The organism is Sandarakinorhabdus limnophila DSM 17366 (genome assembly GCF_945882885.1).
GTDB lineage: Bacteria > Pseudomonadota > Alphaproteobacteria > Sphingomonadales > Sphingomonadaceae > Sandarakinorhabdus > Sandarakinorhabdus limnophila_A.
In genome coordinates this window covers 1-18,986 of record NZ_CAMCWT010000026.1, presented here as the reverse complement: position 1 = coordinate 18,986, position 18,986 = coordinate 1, and the positions used below count along the sequence as shown (strand labels likewise).

Here is an 18,986-nt window from a genome sequence, read left to right as displayed (position 1 = left end):
ATGCCAGCAGGCAGCGAAAACGCAACGCGTCTATCCGTCAGCCATGATTAGTTCGGGCGCGCCGGCAGATCAGCAGCGCAGCGCGATGGCATCAATCTCGATCCGGTAGCCGTGATGCAGCACCGGTACGGGAACGACTGTTCGGGCCGGCCGATGTTCGCCCATGGCTTGCGCATAGAGCGCGTTGAAGACCGGCCAATCGGCGATATCCGTCACATAGACCGTGACCTTGACGATGGCCTGGCGCGATGTGCCGGCCGCCGCCAGCGCGGCAAACAGATTGGCCAGCGCCTGGTTCGCCTGTGTGGCGAAATCGGCCTCTGGCGCGTGGGTGCCACAGGGGCGAACCGGCAATTGGCCGGAAATGAACACGAAGCCGCCGGCAGTGACCGCGTGGGAATAATGGCCGCCGGGCGGCGCAGCATCAGCCGGATTGGCGCAGCGGATTTGCAGTTCACCAGCCACTGAACCGCTCCCAGTTGTCGATGATATCGGGCGATCCCGCCACCACTTCATAGCAGCCATGCTGGGCCGCCGTGGCGCAGGCGTGATTGGGCAGGATGCGCAGGCGATCGCCGACGCTGAACGCCGGCAGGCCGCTGGCGGCGCCCGGCCGCACGCCGATCACACCATGTTCCTGGTTGGCCTGCAGCACGATCAGATCGCCCAGCACCTGGCCATCAAGGCTGCACACCAACCCATAGCCCTGATCAACGGCCTGCCCCGCCGTGCCACGATCGCGGGACAGCGCCATCCAGCCGGCATCGACAATCATCAGGCCGCGTTCGGGATAGGTGCCGATCACCGCGGTCAGCACCGACAAGGCGATGTCTTCAAGCGGGCACACACCAACCCCGTGCATCACCAGATCGCCGAACATGAACACGCCGGCGCGAAATTCGGTGACGCCATCCAGGTTGCGCACGGCATTGCCGGTGGGGGTCGATCCGATGCTGACGATGCGGCAGCCGTGGCCGGCCTGTTCCAGCAGCCGCGCAGCCGTGGCGGCGCGGGCGGCTTCCTGATCAGCGAAATGCGCCAGCTCGTGCGGATGAGATAGGGCATAGGAGCCGCCAGCATGGGTCATCACGCCGGCAAAATTTGGTCCCAGCGCAGCGGCGATGGCGATGAGGGTCGTGCCATCATCAAAGGCGACCCCAGCGCGGTGGCCATCAACATCCAGCTCGATCAAGGTGAGCAGCGCGCCACCGGGGGCGGCATCGCGGATCGCATTGGCCATGGCGACATTGTCGGTGACGACGGTGAGATTGATGCCCTGTTCGCGCAGCACCTGCACCGCCGCGATCTTCTGCGGTGACAGGCCGACAGCGTAGAGAATGTCGGTGAAGCCAGCCGCGCCGAACAGCTCCGCCTCCTTCAGAGTGGAAACGGTGATGGGGTGGCGGGCGCCGTCGAACAGCATGTCGGCAACCGCGATGCTCTTGGCGGTTTTCAGATGCGGGCGGAACAGCACGCCGGGGGCGACGCTGGTCAGATGGCCCTGCATTCGCGCCATGTTGCGGGCAGCAATGGCGCGATCCAGCACCAGCGCCGGGGTGTTTATGGTGGACAGCGTCTGCATCATACCAACGCCATCAGGCTGGCATTGCCGCCGGCCGCGGTGACGTTGATCGAGGTCGATACTTCCTCCACCAGCCAGTCGCGACGATAGCGGCTGGTCGCATCGGCGACCTGCACGATGGGAATGGGCCCGGCCATGGCGGCGAGCCGCGGCAGCAGGCCGGGCGTTAAGGCTTCGACCAGCACGGCGGCGCAATCGGCGGTTGCGGGCAAATCCGGCAGCCAGGCTAGCCGCTGGCTGACAAGTGCGGGCAGGCTGGCGAAGGCGGACGGCGGCCCGCCCGGCCAGACGATGGCGGCGCTGTTGCCGGCTGCCAGCGCTGCACCGACCTGAACGGCAAGGCCGGCTTCGATTGCGGGGATTAGCAGCACAAGCCCGCGCGGGTGGAGGGCGTAAAGGTTGGTTTCGCCGACCGGTCCGGGCAGTTCCAACTTGAGGCCAGTCAAGGCGCCGGCGATGGCGTCGCGCACCAATGCGGCGCTGGCGGCCATGTTGGCGGCCTCCAGCCACTCTGCCCAGGCAGCCGCAGCCGGGTCGGGCGTGTGGCCACCCGAAAGACCGGTGTTCGGTTCGGACTGCACCAGCCGGCCGAGATAGAGCGGCCCGCCAGCCTTGGGCCCGGTGCCTGACAGGCCGTGCCCGCCAAAGGGCTGCACGCCCACCACCGCGCCGATGATGTTGCGGTTGATATAGATGTTGCCGGCTGCGGCCTTGGCAGTGACGGCTTCGATGATTTCATCCAGCCGCGTGTGCAGCCCGAAGGTGAGGCCATAGCCGGTGGCGTTGATGGCATCGACCAGCGCGGCCATGTCGTCGCGCTGGAAACGGACGGCGTGCAACACAGGCCCGAACACTTCGCGGCCGATCTGAGCGATACTGTCGATCTCGATGATGGTGGGTGGGACGAAGCTGCCGTGGGCAGCCTCGGCGGGCAGGGGCAGCTGGTGGATGCGGCAACCAAGGGCACGCATGCGTTCGATATGGGCGGTGATGGTGACGTGCGCTTCGGCGGTGATCACCGGGCCGATATCGACGCGCAGCCGATCGGGATTGCCCAGCCACAATTCGCTGAGCGCACCTTTCAGCATTTTCAGCTGCTTGTCGGCGATATCTTCCTGCAGGCACAATATGCGCAGCGCCGAACAGCGCTGGCCGGCGCTGTCGAACGCCGAGGCGATGACATCGGCGGTAACCTGTTCGGACAGCGCGGAGCTATCGACGATCATCGCATTCTGGCCGCCGGTTTCGGCAAGCAACGGGATCGGGTGATCGCCATGGCTGGCCAGTTCGGCCTGGATCAGCTTGGCCACTTCGGCGGAGCCCGTGAACATCACGCCGGCAATTTCCGGCCGCGCCACCAGCGCTGCGCCAATGCTGCCGTCGCCGGGCACGAACAGCAGGGCATCGGCGGGTACGCCGGCTTCATGCAGGATGCGCACAGCTTCGGCGGCAATCAGCGGGGTTTCCCCGGCCGGCTTGGCGATCACGCTGTTGCCGGCCACCAGCGCCGCGGCGACCTGGCCCAGGAAGATCGCCAGAGGGAAATTCCACGGGCTGATGCACAGCACCGGGCCGAGCGGGTTGTGGGTGGTGTCGAGCGTCTGGCGGGCCTGATCGGCATAGTAGCGCAAGAAATCCACCGCTTCGCGCACTTCGGCAATGGCGTTGGCGGCCGATTTGCCGGCCTCGCGGATGATCAGCCCCATCAGCAGCGGCATCTCGGCTGCGAGGCGGTCAGCGGCCGCGTCCAGCATCGCCGCGCGCTGGCTGACGGGAACGGCTGACCATGAAGGGACGGCCTGTGCGGCAGATTGGGCAGCCCGATCGACATCGGCCAGTGTTGCAAATGCGACCGTGCCAACGATATCGCTGCGGTCAGCCGGGTTGCACACCGGCAATTGGCTGGCGCTGGAAATATGCCCCGGAATCAGCGGCGCTGCCGTCCAGTCCCGCTGGACGCTTTCCTGCAGGCGCGCGGCAAGCGCGGCCAGTGCCGGCTCGCTAGCGAGATCGATCCCGCTCGAATTGCGGCGGGCGCCGTAAATGTGGGCGGGCAGGGCGATGACCGGGTGCGGGCTGCCGCCAAGCGCGCGGGCTTCCTGCACAGGATCGGCAATCAGTTCGTCGATGGAAGTATTTTCGTCCCAGATGCGGTGGACGAAGCTGCTGTTGGCGCCGTTTTCCAGCAGGCGCCGCACCAGATAGGCCAGCAGCGTTTCGTGTGTGCCCACTGGGGCATAGATGCGGCACGGGCGGTTCAGCTTGTCCGGCCCCACCACCTCTTCATACAGCGCCTCGCCCATGCCGTGCAGGCACTGGAACTCGTAGCTGCCCACGACAAAATCCGGGCCGGCCATCGTGTGAATGGCGGCCAGCGTGTGGGCATTGTGGGTGGCGAACTGCGGGAACACCGCATCGCGCGCGCCGAGTAGTTTGGCGGCGCAGGCTAGGTAAGACACATCGGTGTGCAGCTTGCGGGTGAACACCGGAAAATCGCTGAACCCATCCACCTGGGCGCGCTTGATCTCGCTGTCCCAATAAGCGCCTTTCACCAGCCGCACCATGATCCGCCGATCGCTGCGCCGGGCCAGATCGATCACCCAGTCGATGACCAGTGGACAGCGCTTGCCATAAGCCTGCACCACGAGACCCAGGCCATTCCAGCCCGCAAGGTCCGGCGACAGCGCCAGCGCTTCCAGCAGATCGAGCGACAGTTCCAGCCGGTCGGATTCCTCGGCATCGATGTTGAAGCCGATGCCATAGTTTTTTGCCAGCCCGGCCAGCGCCATCACGCGTGGCAGCAGTTCGGCCAGCACCCGATCGGCCTGCGCGCGGGCATAGCGCGGGTGCAGGGCGGACAATTTGATCGAAATGCCGGGGCCATCAAAAATCCCACGACCGGCTGCGGCTGCCCCGATGGCGTGGATGGCATGTTCGTAGTCGGCAAAATAGCGGTCCGCATCGGCCATGGTGGTCGCGGCTTCGCCCAGCATGTCGTAGCTGTAGACAAAGCCTTGCGCTTCCAGACGGCGGGCGCGCTTCAGCGCCTCCTCGATGGTTTCGCCGGTGACGAATTGATCGCCCATCATCTGCATTGCCATGTCGATGCCGCGGCGGATCGCCGGTTCGCCGGCGCGTGCAATGAGCCGGGTGAGCACGGCCCCCAGCCCGGTTTCGGCAAAGCTCGCCGTCAGCTTGCCGGTCACCATCAGGCCCCAGGTGGCGGCGTTGACAAACAGCGTCTTGCCGTCGCCCAGATGTGCCTGCCAGTCACCACCGGCGATCTTGTCGCGGATCAGCGCGTCGCGGGTTTCGTTGTCCGGGATACGCAGCAGGGCTTCGGCCAGGCACATCAGCGCCACGCCTTCCTGGCTGGACAGCGAATATTCCTTCACCAGCCCCTCAACGCCGCCCTGCTGACCCTTGGCGCGCAGGGCGGTGACCAGCGCCCGGGCGGTGGCGGCAACGCTGGGGCGCAACGCGGTCGGCATTTCGGCCACCGGCAGCAGGGCCGCGACCGCCTCGGGCTCCGGCGTGCGGCAGGCGGCGGATATGCGTTGCCGTAACGGCGTGGCGGGAGACAGGGCAGGGGCGAAGGCAGCAAAAGGGGCAGGGCCAGTCATGGCCGCGATATCCCCCAAAGCCGCCCGGCGCACAACAGCTGCTTTGCCTCAGCCCTTTGCCGGCCCCAGCGCCGCGTCGAGCTCCCCCACGATGGCATCGATGGCGGCCCGCAGCTCGGCATAACGCTCCTCGGGGTGATTGCCGATCTTGCCGTCGAAATCCGCCGTCTGGCTGCGCAAATAGTTCACGTGCGTGTCGAGCCCAGGCGGGCTGTAACGCACGGGCGGGGTGAGCAGGCGGGCGTCGATGCTGTTCAGCGCCGCCCGCTTAACCGGATTAGTAGCTTCCTTAAGCGCGGCGCGCAAGCGGGCGGCGGCAGCACTGGTATCCGTCGCCAGCTTCCCGACACGCAGATTATGCTGATATTGTGCCTCCAGATCGGCGCCTGGTGCCACCATTGGGCCACTGGTCTTGATTTGATGATGTCCACAGGCCCAAGTACCACCGTGTGCGGCTTGGAGCCAAAGGAGAGACACGCCGGCATGCCGCCCAGTCCCAATACCAATCCCAGGGCCGAGGTGCTGGAAGCGCGGCACCTGCAGCGGGCCGGCATGAAGGCGGATTTTTCCTGGGACAAGAGGGGCAAGCTCTCCGCCGATCTCTATCGTGAACTGACAGGCAAGGCATGACCATCCAGACACATCCCACCACGCCCTTTGCCGGGCAGAAACCAGGCACATCCGGGCTGCGCAAGAAGGTGCGGGTATTTGCCCAACCGAATTACTCGGAAAACTTCATTCAATCGGTGTTCGACGTGGTGGACCGCACCGAAGGCGCAACGCTCGTGATCGGCGGCGACGGGCGATTTCATAATCGCGTAGTGATCACCCAGGCCATCCGCATAGCGGCGGCCAATGGCTTTGGCCGGGTGCTGGTCGGGCGGGGCGGTATCCTGTCTACACCGGCCGCCAGCCATGTCATCCGCAAATATGGCGCCAGCGGCGGCCTGATCCTTTCGGCCAGCCACAATCCCGCCGGGCTGGATGAGGATTTCGGCATTAAGTATAACATCGGCAACGGCGGCCCGGCGCCGGAAGCGGTCACCGAAGCCATTTTCGCCCGCACGCAGACGATTGACCGCTGGCTGTCCGTGCCCGGTGATGTCGATCTGGACCGCATCGGCACCAGTCAGGTTGGTGGCATGGCGGTAGAGGTTATCGACCCGGTCGCCGACTATGCCGCGCTGATGGAAAGCCTGTTCGATTTCGCCGCGATCCGCGGCAAGGTCTCTGCCGGCTTCACCATGGCTTTTGACGCGATGAGTGCGGTGACCGGGCCTTATGCGACCGAGATTTTCGAGCGCCGGCTGGGCTTTGCAAAGGGTACTGTGCGTAATGGCACGCCGCTGGAGGATTTCGGCGGCCACCACCCCGATCCCAACCTTGTCCACGCGCACGAGCTGTATGAGGCGATGATGGCGCCGGATGCGCCGGATTTCGGCGCAGCTTCGGATGGCGATGGCGACCGAAACCTGATCATCGGCCGCCACCGCTTCATCACCCCGTCGGACTCGCTGGCGATGCTGGCCGCCAACGCCCATTTGGCGCCCGGCTATGCCGCGGGGCTGAAGGGCATTGCCCGTTCGATGCCGACCAGTGCCGCGGCGGACCGGGTGGCGGCGGCGCTGGGCATCCCGTGCTTCGAAACCCCCACGGGCTGGAAATTCTTCGGCAACCTGCTCGATGCCGGCATGGTGACGATCTGCGGCGAGGAAAGCGCCGGCACCGGATCGGATCATGTTCGTGAGAAGGACGGGCTGTGGGCGGTGCTGCTCTGGCTCAACATCCTGGCCGTGAGCGGCATCAGTGTCGACGCGCTGGCGCGTGAACATTGGGCGCGCTTTGGTCGCAACTATTATGCCCGCCACGATTATGAAGCGGTGGAAAGCGAAAGTGCCAACGCCCTGATCGCCGAACTCACCCAGGCTTTACCCAGCTTGCCAGGCCGCACCGTCGGCCCGCTCACCGTCGCGGGTGCGGACAGCTTCAGCTACACCGATCCGGTCGATGGCTCGGTCAGCGCCAACCAGGGCCTGCGCGTGCTGTTTGTGTGCGGATCGCGCATCGTGTTCCGCCTATCCGGCACCGGCACCGAGGGGGCGACCTTGCGGGTCTATCTGGAAGCCTATCAACCGCCTGATGGCTCCATCGACCGCGAGACGCCCGCGATGCTATCCGATCTGATCGCGGCAGCAGAGAAAATCGCCGGCATCGCCCGCCACACGGGACGCGCCCAGCCCGACGTGGTGACATGACGCCCTGTTTCGCGGCTGGCCGCGCCCACGATTGTTACCAGCCCAATTGGGAATTGGGTCCGGCGGCCGGCCTGTGGTTCGATCAGGCGAAATTCCTTTTCGATCCCCATGCTGTCTAACTGGATCGCCGCTTCGTGCAGGACAGGTGGCTGGCGCAGGACGGCGTGGACACCCCCGGCATCGTGCCGCCAGCCATTGTCCCCGGCCGGCTGCCCCGCGTGCGCCGCCGATCTGCGCGCCTTGCTGGGCAGCCTGTTCGCCTCGACCGGCACCATCATACTCATCGCAGGTGATGAATTCGGCCGCAGCCAGGGCGGCAACAAAAATGGCCATGCGCAGGACAATGAGGCCGACTGGATCGATTGGGCAGTCCGCGACGGAGCGTTGGAGGGTCATGTTGCCGGCGCATAGGCTGCCTGGCGCTGAGCCTTTGCCCAAGCCCGGCTTGGCGCAGCCAAGCTAATGATTGCCGCAAACCCCGTGTTTCGGCCGGCTCCGGTGGCTTGCCGCACCGAAATCACCTGTTACCAGTGCTGTAACGCCGTTGCCGGCGGACGGAAGGGATCGACCATGCACATTATCAGCCAGGGATTTTGCCCGGCATGACGGCATTGCCCGATCTTTCCATCGAATTCGTGCAGGCTCTGCTGCCCTTCATTGCGGTCGGCTTCCTGGCGCAGCTGGTTGATGGCGCGCTGGGCATGGCCTTTGGCCTGATCACCAATCTGATGCTGGTTGGCATGGTGGGGCTGGCGCCGGCGCGGGCGTCGGCCAATGTGCATCTGGTCGAATGTTTCACCACGGCGGCTTCGGCGATCAGCCACATCATCTATCGCAATGTTGATTGGGGTCTGCTGGCGCTGCTGGCGATACCGGGTATGATCGGCGGGGCGGCCGGTGCCTATGTTCTCTCCAATATTGATGCCAGTCTCGCGCGGCCGTTCGTGATGGCCTATATGGCCGGCATTGGCGTCTATCTGCTGTGGCGGGCTTGGCGGCTGGACCATGGGCCGCCCCGCCGCGCGCCGCGCCTGGTGCCACCATTGGGCCTCGTGGGCGGTTTTCTGGATGCGGCGGGCGGCGGCGGTTGGGGGCCGATCGTCACGTCTAATCTGTTGATTCAGGGCGCTTCGCCGCGCACCACCATCGGTACGGTGAACACCGCCGAATTCTTGGTGACGATGGCGATTTCGGTCAGCTTTGTCACCCAACTGGGGCCGGAGGCCTTTTCCACGGCCGTGATCGGCCTGGTGATTGGCGGGCTGCTGGCCGCACCGCTGGGCGCCATCATTGCCAGCCGGGTCCCCGCGGGCCGCTTGCTGGTCTTGGTGGGCCTGATGCTGGTGGCCAGCAGTATCTACAGCCTGTGGCTGGCGCTGGCCTGAAAAGGCCGGCATCCGTGGAAACCCCGGCTGGCGCATTGAAGCGATCGCCGCTGTAATATGCCCGTTACTCTGTTTGAGGAGATGGGTATGAACCTGCACCACGATGCTCTGGTTCTAGTTGCTGACGGCCAGAAGTATCTGCTGCTCCGCAACAGCGGAGATTTTCGCAATCCAGTTCTGAAAGTGGAGGCAAGCGCCGAACGCAGCGGTGCGCCGACCCGCGATCTGGGCAGCGATCAGCCGGGCCGGGCCTTTTCAAGTGCGGGTGGTACGCCCAGCGCGATGGAGCAGACCGACTTGCATCAACAAGCCGAGGATCGTTTTGCCGCCGAAGCTGCCGGCTTGCTTGCCCGCCGTGCAGGGGGTGACGATGGGGCCGAAATCGTGATCGTGGCACCGCCGCGCACGCTGGCTGAACTGCGCCGCCACTACAGCCGGGAGGTGAGCGCCCGCATCGTCGCCGAAATCGGCAAGGATCTGACCGGCTACCCGGTCGACGAGATTGCGGCCATCATTATCCGCTGATCGGTCGCCAAAGCCGATTGCCTCTTGCTGCCCGGGTGCTAACACGGCGGCAACAGGGAGACTGCATATGCGTGCTGTGTGGATGATGGCGGCCAGCCTGTCGGCGATGTTGGCTGGGCAGGGCCTTGCGGTAGAAGCGGCGAAGCCGACTACGCCCGCTGGGGTGGAAGCCTATTTCACCGGCCTGAAATGGCGCAACATCGGACCGGCCCGCGGTGGCCGTTCCATTTCGGCCATCGGCAGTGTCAAACGTCCTAACGAATACTGGTTTGCCGCAGCCGGCGGCGGCCTGTGGAAGACGACCGATGGCGGCACCAGCTGGCAGCCGATGACCGACAGCAAGACCGATACCGCGGCCTTTGGCGGGGTGGCGGTGTGCGAGGCCAACCCCGATATCGTTTATGTAACCACCGGCGAAAGCCAGCTGCGCGGCAATGTGCTGCCCGGCAATGGTGTGTGGAAAACCGCAGATGGCGGCAAGAGCTGGGCGAAGATCGGCCTGGCCGATGTCCATAACTTCAGCCGCGTGCGGATTGCGCCCAAGGATTGCGACACCGTGTTTGTCGGCGGCTTTGGCCACTATGGCGCCGACAATCCCGATCGCGGCGTGTTCCGCACAAAGGACGGCGGCAAGACGTGGAGCAAGGTGCTCTATCGTGATGCCAAGACCGGCGCAGTCGATATCAGCATCGATCCGTCCAATCCCGACGTGGTCTATGCCGCGCTGTGGGAAGCCTGGCGCAAACCGTGGGGCATGTCGAGCGGCGGGCCGGGCAGCGGCCTGTTCAAGAGCGTCGATGGCGGCACGACTTGGGCCGAGATCAGTCGCGCGCCCGGCCTGCCGCAACAGGGGCTGCTCGGCAAGATCGGGGTGAGCGTCTCGCCGGTCGATCCCAACCGCGTCTATGCCATCATCGAACATGAAGCCGCGGGCGGCGTCTATGCCAGCAATGATGGCGGCAAGACCTGGGAAAAGCGCAACGACAGCCGCGACCTGCGGCAGCGCGCCTTCTACTATACCCGTATCGTGGCGGACCCGAAGGACAAGGAGCGCGTCTATGTGCTCAACGTCAACTTCCACCGCTCCGATGATGGCGGCAAGACCTTCCCCAAGAAGATCAAGGTGCCGCACGGCGACAATCACGATCTGTGGATTGCCGCTGATGATAACAACCGCATGGTGCAGGCCAACGATGGCGGCGCCAATGTGTCCGTGAACGGCGGCACCAGCTGGACGAAGCAGAATTTCCCGACGGCGCAGATCTACCGGCTCAGCCTCACTGCCCACAAACCTTACTATGCCTGCGGCGGGCAGCAGGACAATTCGACCATCTGCGTGCCGTCGCGCGGCTGGGGCAACCAGAATGTGCTGGGCGGCCTCTATGGTATCGCCGTGGGTGGCGGCGAGAGCGGCTATGTCGCGCCCGATCCGCGCAATCCCGATATCTATTATGCCGGCAGCTATGGCGGCCTGCTCACCCGTTACGACCATCGCACCGGGCAGAGCCGCACCATCACCGTTCGGCCGGACAACCCCATGGGCGCGTCGGCCAGCGACATTGCCGAGCGCTTCCAGTGGACCTTCCCGATCCTGTTCGATCCGCATGATGCCGGCACGCTCTATGTCACCTCGCAGCATGTCTGGAAGAGCCGCAATGAAGGTCAGAGCTGGGAAAAGATCAGCCCGGATCTGACCGTGCATGATCCTGCCACGCTGGGCCCATCGGGCGGTCCCATCACGCGCGATCAGACTGGGGTGGAAACCTATGCCACCGTGTTTGCGCTCGCCCCGTCGCGGCTGGAGAAGGGAGTGATCTGGGCCGGGTCTGACGATGGCCTGGTGCACATCACCCGCGATGGCGGCGCCAACTGGGCCAACATCACCCCGCCCAAGCTCCCGAAATTCACCAAGATCACCACCGTGGAAGACAGCCCCCACAGCCCCGGTACCGCCTATGTGGTTGGCCATCGCTTCCTGTTGGATGATTTCAAGCCCATCGCCTGGAAGACCAGCGATTATGGCAAGACGTGGGTGGAAATTGCCACCGGCCTGCCTGCCGACGAAATGGCGCGATCGATCCGAGAGGATGTAAAGCGCCCCGGCCTGCTCTATCTCGGCACCGAACGCGGGGTGTGGGCCAGCTTTGATGGCGGCAGCGCCTGGCACAAACTGCAGGCCAATCTGCCCGTGGTGCAGGTTTCGGATTTGGCGGTGACCGATCATGATCTGGTGATCTCCACGCACGGCCGCAGTTTCTGGGTGATGGATAACATCGACGTGCTGCGCCAGGTGCAGGCCGCTGCCACGCCGGAAACCCGGCTGTTTGCGCCGGCGCCGGCGGTGCGCGCAGTCGATGCCGGCGTTGCCATCGATTATAATCTGAAGGCCGCGCCCAAATCGCTGGGTATCGCGATCTACGGGCCTGATGGCGCCTTGATCCAACGCTTCGAAGGCAAGACCGAAGAGCCCAAGAAGGACGACAAGCCGGCAGGCGGCGATGATGACGAGGATGGCGGCGACGCGCCCAAGGGGCCGCCAACGGCTGCGATGAAGCCGGGGATGAACCGCTTCACCTGGAACATGCGCCACTCCGGTTTCACCGATTTCGATGGCATGATCCTGTGGACCAGCCGTGGCCGCGGCGTGCTGGCGTTGCCTGGTGCCTACAAGGCGCAGTTGATCGTGGATGGAAAGATTCAGGAGCAAGGCTTTGCTATCATGCGCGATACGCGTGTCGCGGGCGTGAGCGACGCCGACCTGAAGGCGCGCTATGATCTGGCTCAGGCTGTTACCGCCAAGGTGACCGAGGCCAACAAGGCCGTGCTGCAGGTGCGGGGCTTGCGCGCGCAGGCCGAGGCGCAAGCCAAGGTCAAACCGCTGCCGGTACCGGTGACCGCGCTGCTGGCGAAGCTGGCGGCGGTGGAAGCCGAAATCTACCAGGTGAAGAACGAGAGCCGGCAGGACCCGCTGAATTATCCGATCAAGCTTAACGACAAGCTGGCCGGCCTGATCGGCGTGATTGACAGCGCCGATGCTGTCCCCACCGATGGCGCGCGGGCGGTGTTTGCTGATCTGTCGGGCCAGCTGGCGCGGCAGTTGCAGGCGCTGGAAACGGCATTGACCGAATTGCCAGCCGTCAATGCCGCACTGCAGGCCGCGGGGCTTAAGCCGCTGGACCGGGTGAAATAGCCGGCGGGGTATTGCTTACTGAGGCGGAGGTCGCACACTGGCCGCCGTACCTTACCCTTGCTTTCCGTCATCGTTAGGCTCTGGCTTAACTGAACGCTCCGAAATGGCATGGGTGACAAGTCTTGGAGCCGCTATCTGATCTGCGGCTGAGAAATTACAGCTTGGCAGCCAGTTCTGGTTGCCACCCTGGGTCAGCCGGCGGCTACCACCGCTTGCTCGATGGCGCCAAAAATGCTGCGGTGCTGCTCGTCTAGCATCTCGATGCGTACCACGTCGCCGGGGCTAAGCCATGGCGTTGCCGGTGAGCCCGACAGGATGGTTTCGGTCATGCGCTGTTCGGCAATGCAGGCATAGCCATGGCCACCGTACGCGCAGGGCTTGCTGGGGCCGCCATCGGCATCGCGGTTGGAAACCGTGCCCGAACCGATGATGCTGCCGGCACCGATGGCCCGGGTTTTGGCGAGATGGGCGATCAGCGTGCCGAAATCGAAGGTCATGTCGATATGGGTTTCGACGCGACCGAACGGCTGGCCGTTGAGATCAACATTAAGCGTGCCGATCAGCTTGCCATCCTGCCAGCGTTCACCCAGCGCCGCCGGCGTCACCAGCACGGGCGACAAGGCCGAAGCGGGCTTGGACTGAACGAAGCCGAAGCCCTTGGCCAGTTCATCGGGGATCAGGCCACGCAGCGAAATATCGTTGACCAGGCCGACCAGGCGAATGGCCTCCAGTGCTTCCTCGCGGCTGGCGCCCTGGCGCACGTCGCCGGTGACGACGACGACTTCGGCTTCGAGATCGAGGCCCCAAACGGGATCGTGGAAGGCGATGGGTTCGCGTGGGCACAGGAACTGGTCGCTGCCGCCCTGATACATCAACGGATCCTGCCAGAAACTTTCCGGCAGTTCGGCGCCGCGTGCCCGGCGGACCAGTTCGACATGGTTCACATAGGCCGATCCGTCGGCCCATTGGAACGCGCGTGGCAAGGGTGCCGCGGCGGCGCGTTCGTGGAACCGCGCATGTGGAACGGCATCGTGCGCCAGTGACAGCGCCACCCCTTCCAGCACCAGGGCGGCATGATCCCAATCATCCAGCACCGATTGCAGCGTGGGATACATGGGCGGCGGTGCGGCGCACCAAGCCAGATCATCAGAGACAACGACGAGACGGCCGTCACGGCCGGATTTCAAGGAGGCAAGCTTCATACCCCGAGGCTGAACCCGTTTGTCGCGGCTGGCAAGCCTTGGCGGAGCGACCACTGGCGGTTAAAGCAGGGCAACAAGAGGAGTTTCAATCATGGCCACCACCGCTGCCACTGATGTTCAGCATTTTGCGCCCAAGTGGCCGAAGTTCGATTGGGAAGACCCGCTGCTGCTGGCCAGCCAGTTGACCGAAGAAGAGACAATGGTGCGCGATGCGTCGCGCGCCTTCTGCGATGCCGAACTGTTGCCGGTGGTGAAGCTCGCCAATCGCAACGAGACGTTCGATCCGGCGCTGATGAAAAAGTTCGGCGCTGCCGGACTGCTCGGCCCCACCATCAAAGGCTATGGCTGCGCTGGCACATCGTACGTGGCCTATGGCCTGATCGCGCGCGAGGTGGAGCGGGTGGATTCGGCCTATCGTTCGGCCATGAGCGTGCAGTCGAGCCTCGTGATGTATCCGATCTATGCCTATGGCTCCGAAGCCCAGCGTGAGCGCTATCTGCCGGGCCTTGCCAGTGGTGAACTCATCGGTTGCTTCGGCCTGACCGAGCCTGACGCCGGTTCCGATCCGGCCGGCATGAAGACCCGCGCCAGGAAGGTGCAGGGCGGCTGGCTGCTTTCTGGCGCCAAGATGTGGATCACCAACTCCCCGCTCGCCGATGTCGCGGTGGTGTGGGCCAAGTGCGAGGACGACAAGATCCGCGGCTTCATCGTCGAACGCGGCGATGCCGGCTTCTCGACCCCCAAGATCGAAGGCAAGTTTTCCCTGCGGGCCGGCGTTACCGGCGAAATCGTGCTGGCCGATGTGCATCTGCCCGAAGAGCGCATCCTGAAGGGCGTGGAAGGCCTAGCCGGGCCGTTCGGTTGCCTGAACAACGCGCGCTTCGGCATTGCCTGGGGCGCGATGGGCGCCGCCGAATGGTGCTGGCATGCCGCTAGGCAATACACGCTCGATCGCAAGCAGTTCGGCCGGCCGCTGGCCGCCACCCAGCTCATCCAGAAGAAGCTGGCCGACATGCAGACCGAGATCACGCTGGGCCTGTGCGCGGCGCTGGCCGGTGGCCGGCTGATGGACGAAAAGCGGCTGGCGCCGGAAGCCATCTCGCTGCTGAAGCGCAACAATTGCGGCAAGGCGCTGGATATCGCCCGCGTCGCGCGTGACATGCACGGCGGCAACGGTGTTTCCGATGAATATGGCGTGATCCGCCACGTGATGAACCTGGAAGCCGTGAACACCTATGAAGGCACGCACGATGTGCACGCGCTCATTCTGGGCCGCGCGCAAACGGGGCTGCAGGCGTTTTTCTAAACCCGGATTGGCAGCGCCGTCGTGCTCTTCACCTCATCGAGGATGATGGAGGAGCGGGCGGTCGCCACCTCTGGCGCGGCCAGGATGCGGTGGGACAGCAGCTGGTTGAAGCTGGCCAGATCGCGGGTGGCGACCTTCAGGATCAGGTCGGCCTCCCCGGTCAGCTTGTGGCACTCCATCACTTCATCCAGTTCCATGATGCGGGCACGGAAAGCCTCGGCCGCTTCCGGTGAGTGGCTCTTCATGGTGAGCAGCACATAGGCCATCAGGCCAACGCCGACCGCCGCTGGATCGAGTACGGCGTGAAAACCGCGCACATGGCCAGCCTTTTTCAGTGCAGCCATCCGGCGCGAGCATTGCGAGGCGGACAGGTGGATGGCTTCGCCCATTTCCACCGGGCCAATGTCGCCACGTTGCTGCCAAAGGGCGAGGATCTTGAGGTCAAAGGCATCAAGCATGAACGGATAGTGCGGGCTTGTGTCCGTTAGCGCAAGGCTTGTGCGCCGATCCATCCTGCATGACGCCAACATGCACAGACATTGGCGATGGCTTGCGCTACTATAGCGGGCGTAATTTTTCATGGGGAGCCGCATTGGCCGATCTGCTCGAAAATCCGCTAGGCCTCAACGGCTTTGAATTCATCGAATTTTGCGCGCCCACCAAGGGCGTACTGGAACCGGTGTTTGCCGCCATGGGCTTTGCCCAGGTCGCCCGTCACCGTTCCAAGGATGTGCAACTGTGGCGGCAGGGCGGCATCAACCTGATCGCCAATTACGAAAAGCACAGCCCGGCCTGGTATTTCGCCTCCGAACATGGCGCTTCGGCCTGCGGCATGGGCTGGCGGGTGAAGGATGCGGCGAAAGCCTATGCCGAAGCCCTGGAGCGCGGTGCCGAGCCAGTGGAAAGTCGCACCGGGCCGATGGAATTGCGTCTGCCGGGCTTTCGCGGCATCGGTGGGTCGATCATTTATCTCATCGACCGGTACGGCGATGATCTTTCCATCTATGACATCGATTTCGTGTATGAAGACGGCGTGGAGCGCAACCCCGCTGGTGCCGGGCTGCAGGTCATCGATCACCTTACCCACAATGTCTATGGCGGGCGCATGGCGCACTGGGCGGCATTCTATGAGCGTATCGCCGGCTTCCGCGAGATCCGCTGGTTCGACATCAAGGGCGAATATACCGGCCTTACGTCCAAGGCGATGACCGCGCCCGATGGCAAGATCCGCATTCCGCTGAACGAAGAGGGCAGGGGCGGTGGCGGCCAGATCGAGGAATTCCTGCGCACCTACAATGGCGAGGGCATCCAGCACATCGCCTTTGCCTGTGATGACCTGCTCGGCGTTTGGGATCGGCTGAAGGCCATCGGCACCCCGTTCATGACGCCGCCGCCTGCGACTTACTATGAGATGCTGGCCGAACGCCTGCCGGGCCATGGCGAACCGGTCGCGGAACTGCAGCAACGCGGCATCTTGCTCGATGGCACCACGGATGGCTCCAAACGCCTTCTGCTCCAGATCTTTTCCGAAACGATGGTCGGCCCGGTGTTCTTCGAATTCATCCAGCGCAAGGGTGACGAAGGCTTTGGCGAAGGCAATTTCAAGGCGCTGTTCGAAAGCATGGAGCGCGAACAGGTGCGGCGCGGCGTGTTGCAGATCGAGGAGCCAGCCGAATGACGCCGACCCTCAAGCGCATCCACCATGTCGCCTATCGCTGCCGCGATGCGGCCGAGACGGTGGAATGGTATGAAAAGACGCTGGGCATGACCTACACCACGGCCTTTGCCGAGGATCATGTGCCGTCCACCGGCGCCTACGATCCCTATATGCATGTCTTCCTCGATTGCGGCGGCGGCAATGTGCTGGCCTTTTTCGAGCTGCCGAACCAGCCGGAGATGGGCAAGGACCCCAACACCCCGGCCTGGGTGCAGCACATCGCATTCGAAGTGGAGAATGAGGCCGAACTGCTCAGCGCCAAGGCGCACCTGGAAGCGCAGGGCATCGATGTGCTGGGGCCGACCTGGCATGGCATCTTCAAATCGATCTATTTCTTCGATCCAAACGGGCATCGCCTTGAACTGGCCTGCAACATCGGTACCGCGGAACAATATGCCGAACTGAAGGCAGTTGCCCCGGCGATGCTGGCCGAATGGCGCGAAACAAAGCAGGCGCCCAAACATGCCGCTTGGTTGCACCAGCCGCCCGGCGACGACTGAGACGCGAACCGGCATTGCAAGGCCGCGCGCAACACGCCAGATAGGCGGCGTATTACTGCCGGTGCAGTGGAGTAGATCATGAAGATTGCCGTTGTCGGTCTGGGCTATGTCGGCTTGTCGAACGCCGTGCTGCTGGCGCAGAACCACGACGTGATGGCGGTGGACGTGAGCGCGGCGCGGGTCGATCTGGTCAACAACCGCAAGAGCCCGATCGTCGATGCCGAGCTGGAGGATTTCCTCGCCCACAAGCCGCTGCAACTGACGGCAACCACCGATCTGGCGGCGGCCGCCCGCGATGCCGAACTGGTGGTGATTGCGACCCCGACCGATTATGATCCCCACACCAATCATTTCGACACGTCGTCGGTGGAAAATGTGGCGCGCGCTGTGTTGGCGGCCAATCCGGCGGCGTCGGTGGTGGTGAAATCCACCATCCCGGTGGGTTTCATAACCCGTCTGCGCCGCAATCTGGGCAGCGACAATGTGTTTTTCTCGCCGGAATTCCTGCGCGAAGGCCGGGCGCTGAACGACAATCTCTACCCATCGCGCATCATCGTGGGCGACACCGGCCTGCGCGGGCGGCAGTTTGCCGATCTGATGCTGGAAGGCGCGGCCAAAAAGGACGTGGCGGTGCTGCTCACCGATCCGGCCGAAGCCGAAGCCATCAAGCTGTTCGCCAACACCTATCTCGCCATGCGCGTCGCCTTCTTCAACGAGCTGGACAGCTATGCCATGGCCGCCGGCATGGACACGCGCCAGATCATTGAAGGCATCGGCCTCGATCCGCGCATCGGGCTGCATTACAACAATCCATCGTTCGGTTATGGCGGCTATTGCCTGCCCAAGGATACCAAGCAGTTGCTGGCTAATTATGGCGCGGTGCCGCAGAATCTGATCGCTGCGATCGTCGATGCCAACCGCACCCGCAAGGACTTCCTGGCGCAGCGCATCTTCGATAAACGCCCACGCACCGTGGGCGTTTATCGGCTGGTGATGAAGGCCAACAGCGACAATTTCCGCCAGTCGTCTATCCAGGGCATCATGAAGCGCATCAAGGCGCGCGGCATCCCGGTCATCCTCTACGAGCCGGCGCTGGCCGAAGACCAGTTCTTCGGATCGCGCGTGGTGCGCGATCTTGATGCTTTCAAGGCGGAGGCCGACGTGATCCTGGCTAATCGGATGAGCCCTGATCTGGCCGACGTGGAAAGCAAGCTGTTCACCCGCGATTTGTTCGGGGCGGATTGAGTTTGGCCGAACAGGCCAGTTTGCGCGGGCCGGATTGTGCCACCACACAGCGCGTGACGCCGCTGGTCTTCCCCCCTGCTGCACGGCTTCGATCTATTCGGCATAATGCGCGACATTGTTATAGAGCGCCGGCACACCCTTGCAGCCACAGCCAACCCCGGTGGAAACCAGCCCGACCGGCGGGTAAGCGGCCCGCCGCTGTCCTTCTGGGCGCTGGTGCGGGCGCCCACGCAGAGCACGTAGGGATTGGCGGCGTCGGTCTCCTTCCTATTGAGCGGCAGCTTGAAATAGATTTGGATCTGTTACGTTTAGAGCGATTTTCGATCAGTCTGGATCATAGCCGCACGATGTGAAGTAGTTTGCGCATTCGTTTGGCTTGAAGATATCGACGAGCCTGCCGATCAGGTCCCAGAGGCCGTTCACGGTCCGCTCACCGATCTTTCTGAGCATGGCCTT

Annotated in this window: 16 protein-coding genes and 2 pseudogenes; 11 read left to right on the top strand and 7 right to left on the bottom strand. The window is 64.0% G+C overall.

Translation table 11 applies throughout. The annotated features are described in order from the left end of the window. Positions 1 to 69 precede the first annotated feature (69 nt). From Q7O19_RS07510 to Q7O19_RS07495, 4 genes are read right to left on the bottom strand one after another with little or no spacing between them, the layout of a single operon-like run. Positions 70 to 465: a RidA family protein gene (locus tag Q7O19_RS07510; RefSeq protein ID WP_303809643.1), complete on the bottom strand. Its 396-nt coding sequence runs from the start codon at positions 463 to 465 to the stop codon at positions 70 to 72. Next, the gene (locus Q7O19_RS07505) at positions 455 to 1,585 is read right to left on the bottom strand and encodes an alanine racemase (protein ID WP_369692456.1); all 1,131 of its coding nucleotides are present in this window, start codon (positions 1,583 to 1,585) and stop codon (positions 455 to 457) included. Before Q7O19_RS07505 ends, Q7O19_RS07510 begins: the two co-directional genes overlap by 11 nt. Next, positions 1,582 to 5,205, bottom strand: coding sequence for a bifunctional proline dehydrogenase/L-glutamate gamma-semialdehyde dehydrogenase PutA (gene putA, locus Q7O19_RS07500; protein ID WP_303809642.1), 3,624 nt, complete (start codon positions 5,203 to 5,205; stop codon positions 1,582 to 1,584). The genes Q7O19_RS07505 and putA overlap by 4 nt, the downstream gene beginning before the upstream one ends. A 48-nt stretch (positions 5,206 to 5,253) precedes the next feature. Then, positions 5,254 to 5,604 carry a hypothetical protein gene (locus Q7O19_RS07495; RefSeq protein ID WP_303809641.1) on the bottom strand — a complete coding sequence of 117 codons (351 nt, stop codon included), beginning with the start codon at positions 5,602 to 5,604 and terminating at the stop codon, positions 5,254 to 5,256. Between the two features lie 84 nt (positions 5,605 to 5,688). Between Q7O19_RS07495 and Q7O19_RS07490 the strand changes: the two genes are divergently transcribed. The 7 genes and pseudogenes from Q7O19_RS07490 (at position 5,689) to Q7O19_RS07460 (ending at position 12,560) form a co-directional block, all read left to right on the top strand. Beyond that, positions 5,689 to 5,835, top strand: a complete 147-nt coding sequence (locus tag Q7O19_RS07490; protein ID WP_303809639.1) for a hypothetical protein — start codon at positions 5,689 to 5,691, stop codon at positions 5,833 to 5,835. Then, positions 5,832 to 7,460 (top strand): alpha-D-glucose phosphate-specific phosphoglucomutase, encoded by a 1,629-nt coding sequence (locus tag Q7O19_RS07485; protein ID WP_303809638.1) that lies wholly within the window; start codon positions 5,832 to 5,834, stop codon positions 7,458 to 7,460. The genes Q7O19_RS07490 and Q7O19_RS07485 overlap by 4 nt, the downstream gene beginning before the upstream one ends. Beyond that, the gene (locus Q7O19_RS07480; protein ID WP_303809637.1) at positions 7,457 to 7,579 is read left to right on the top strand and encodes a hypothetical protein; all 123 of its coding nucleotides are present in this window, start codon (positions 7,457 to 7,459) and stop codon (positions 7,577 to 7,579) included. The genes Q7O19_RS07485 and Q7O19_RS07480 overlap by 4 nt, the downstream gene beginning before the upstream one ends. Positions 7,580 to 7,685: 106 nt before the next feature. Next, positions 7,686 to 7,859 (top strand): annotated as a pseudogene (locus Q7O19_RS07475) (glycogen debranching enzyme); the annotation flags it as partial. Positions 7,860 to 8,062: 203 nt separating this feature from the next. Then, positions 8,063 to 8,845, top strand: coding sequence for a sulfite exporter TauE/SafE family protein (locus Q7O19_RS07470; protein WP_303809636.1), 783 nt, complete (start codon positions 8,063 to 8,065; stop codon positions 8,843 to 8,845). 87 nt (positions 8,846 to 8,932) lie between these two features. Further along, positions 8,933 to 9,370, top strand: coding sequence for a host attachment family protein (locus Q7O19_RS07465; RefSeq protein ID WP_303809635.1), 438 nt, complete (start codon positions 8,933 to 8,935; stop codon positions 9,368 to 9,370). 67 nt (positions 9,371 to 9,437) lie between these two features. After that, positions 9,438 to 12,560, top strand: coding sequence for a glycosyl hydrolase (locus Q7O19_RS07460; protein ID WP_303809633.1), 3,123 nt, complete (start codon positions 9,438 to 9,440; stop codon positions 12,558 to 12,560). A 191-nt stretch (positions 12,561 to 12,751) separates the two neighbouring features. Here Q7O19_RS07460 and Q7O19_RS07455 read toward each other — a convergent pair whose 3' ends face one another. Beyond that, positions 12,752 to 13,762 carry a fumarylacetoacetate hydrolase family protein gene (locus Q7O19_RS07455; RefSeq protein WP_303809631.1) on the bottom strand — a complete coding sequence of 337 codons (1,011 nt, stop codon included), beginning with the start codon at positions 13,760 to 13,762 and terminating at the stop codon, positions 12,752 to 12,754. A gap of 91 nt (positions 13,763 to 13,853) precedes the next feature. On the opposite strand from Q7O19_RS07455, the gene Q7O19_RS07450 reads away from it, so the two are divergent. Continuing rightward, positions 13,854 to 15,068: an acyl-CoA dehydrogenase gene (locus Q7O19_RS07450; protein ID WP_303809630.1), complete on the top strand. Its 1,215-nt coding sequence runs from the start codon at positions 13,854 to 13,856 to the stop codon at positions 15,066 to 15,068. On the opposite strand, the gene Q7O19_RS07445 is transcribed toward Q7O19_RS07450, so the two are convergent. Then, positions 15,065 to 15,526: an Lrp/AsnC family transcriptional regulator gene (locus Q7O19_RS07445; RefSeq protein ID WP_303809629.1), complete on the bottom strand. Its 462-nt coding sequence runs from the start codon at positions 15,524 to 15,526 to the stop codon at positions 15,065 to 15,067. The genes Q7O19_RS07450 and Q7O19_RS07445 overlap by 4 nt on opposite strands. 134 nt (positions 15,527 to 15,660) lie before the next feature. On the opposite strand from Q7O19_RS07445, the gene hppD reads away from it, so the two are divergent. The 3 genes from hppD to Q7O19_RS07430 all read left to right on the top strand — a co-directional run bounded on the left by hppD (position 15,661) and on the right by Q7O19_RS07430 (position 18,530). Beyond that, a complete protein-coding gene (gene hppD, locus Q7O19_RS07440) occupies positions 15,661 to 16,746 on the top strand; it encodes a 4-hydroxyphenylpyruvate dioxygenase (protein WP_303809628.1) in 1,086 nt (361 codons plus the stop codon). Continuing rightward, positions 16,743 to 17,285, top strand: coding sequence for a VOC family protein (locus Q7O19_RS07435; protein ID WP_303809626.1), 543 nt, complete (start codon positions 16,743 to 16,745; stop codon positions 17,283 to 17,285). The genes hppD and Q7O19_RS07435 overlap by 4 nt, the downstream gene beginning before the upstream one ends. Positions 17,286 to 17,363: 78 nt before the next feature. Beyond that, the gene (locus Q7O19_RS07430; protein WP_303809625.1) at positions 17,364 to 18,530 is read left to right on the top strand and encodes a nucleotide sugar dehydrogenase; all 1,167 of its coding nucleotides are present in this window, start codon (positions 17,364 to 17,366) and stop codon (positions 18,528 to 18,530) included. A 324-nt stretch (positions 18,531 to 18,854) separates the two neighbouring features. Here Q7O19_RS07430 and Q7O19_RS07425 read toward each other — a convergent pair. After that, a pseudogene (locus Q7O19_RS07425) lies at positions 18,855 to 18,986 on the bottom strand (IS630 family transposase); the annotation flags it as partial.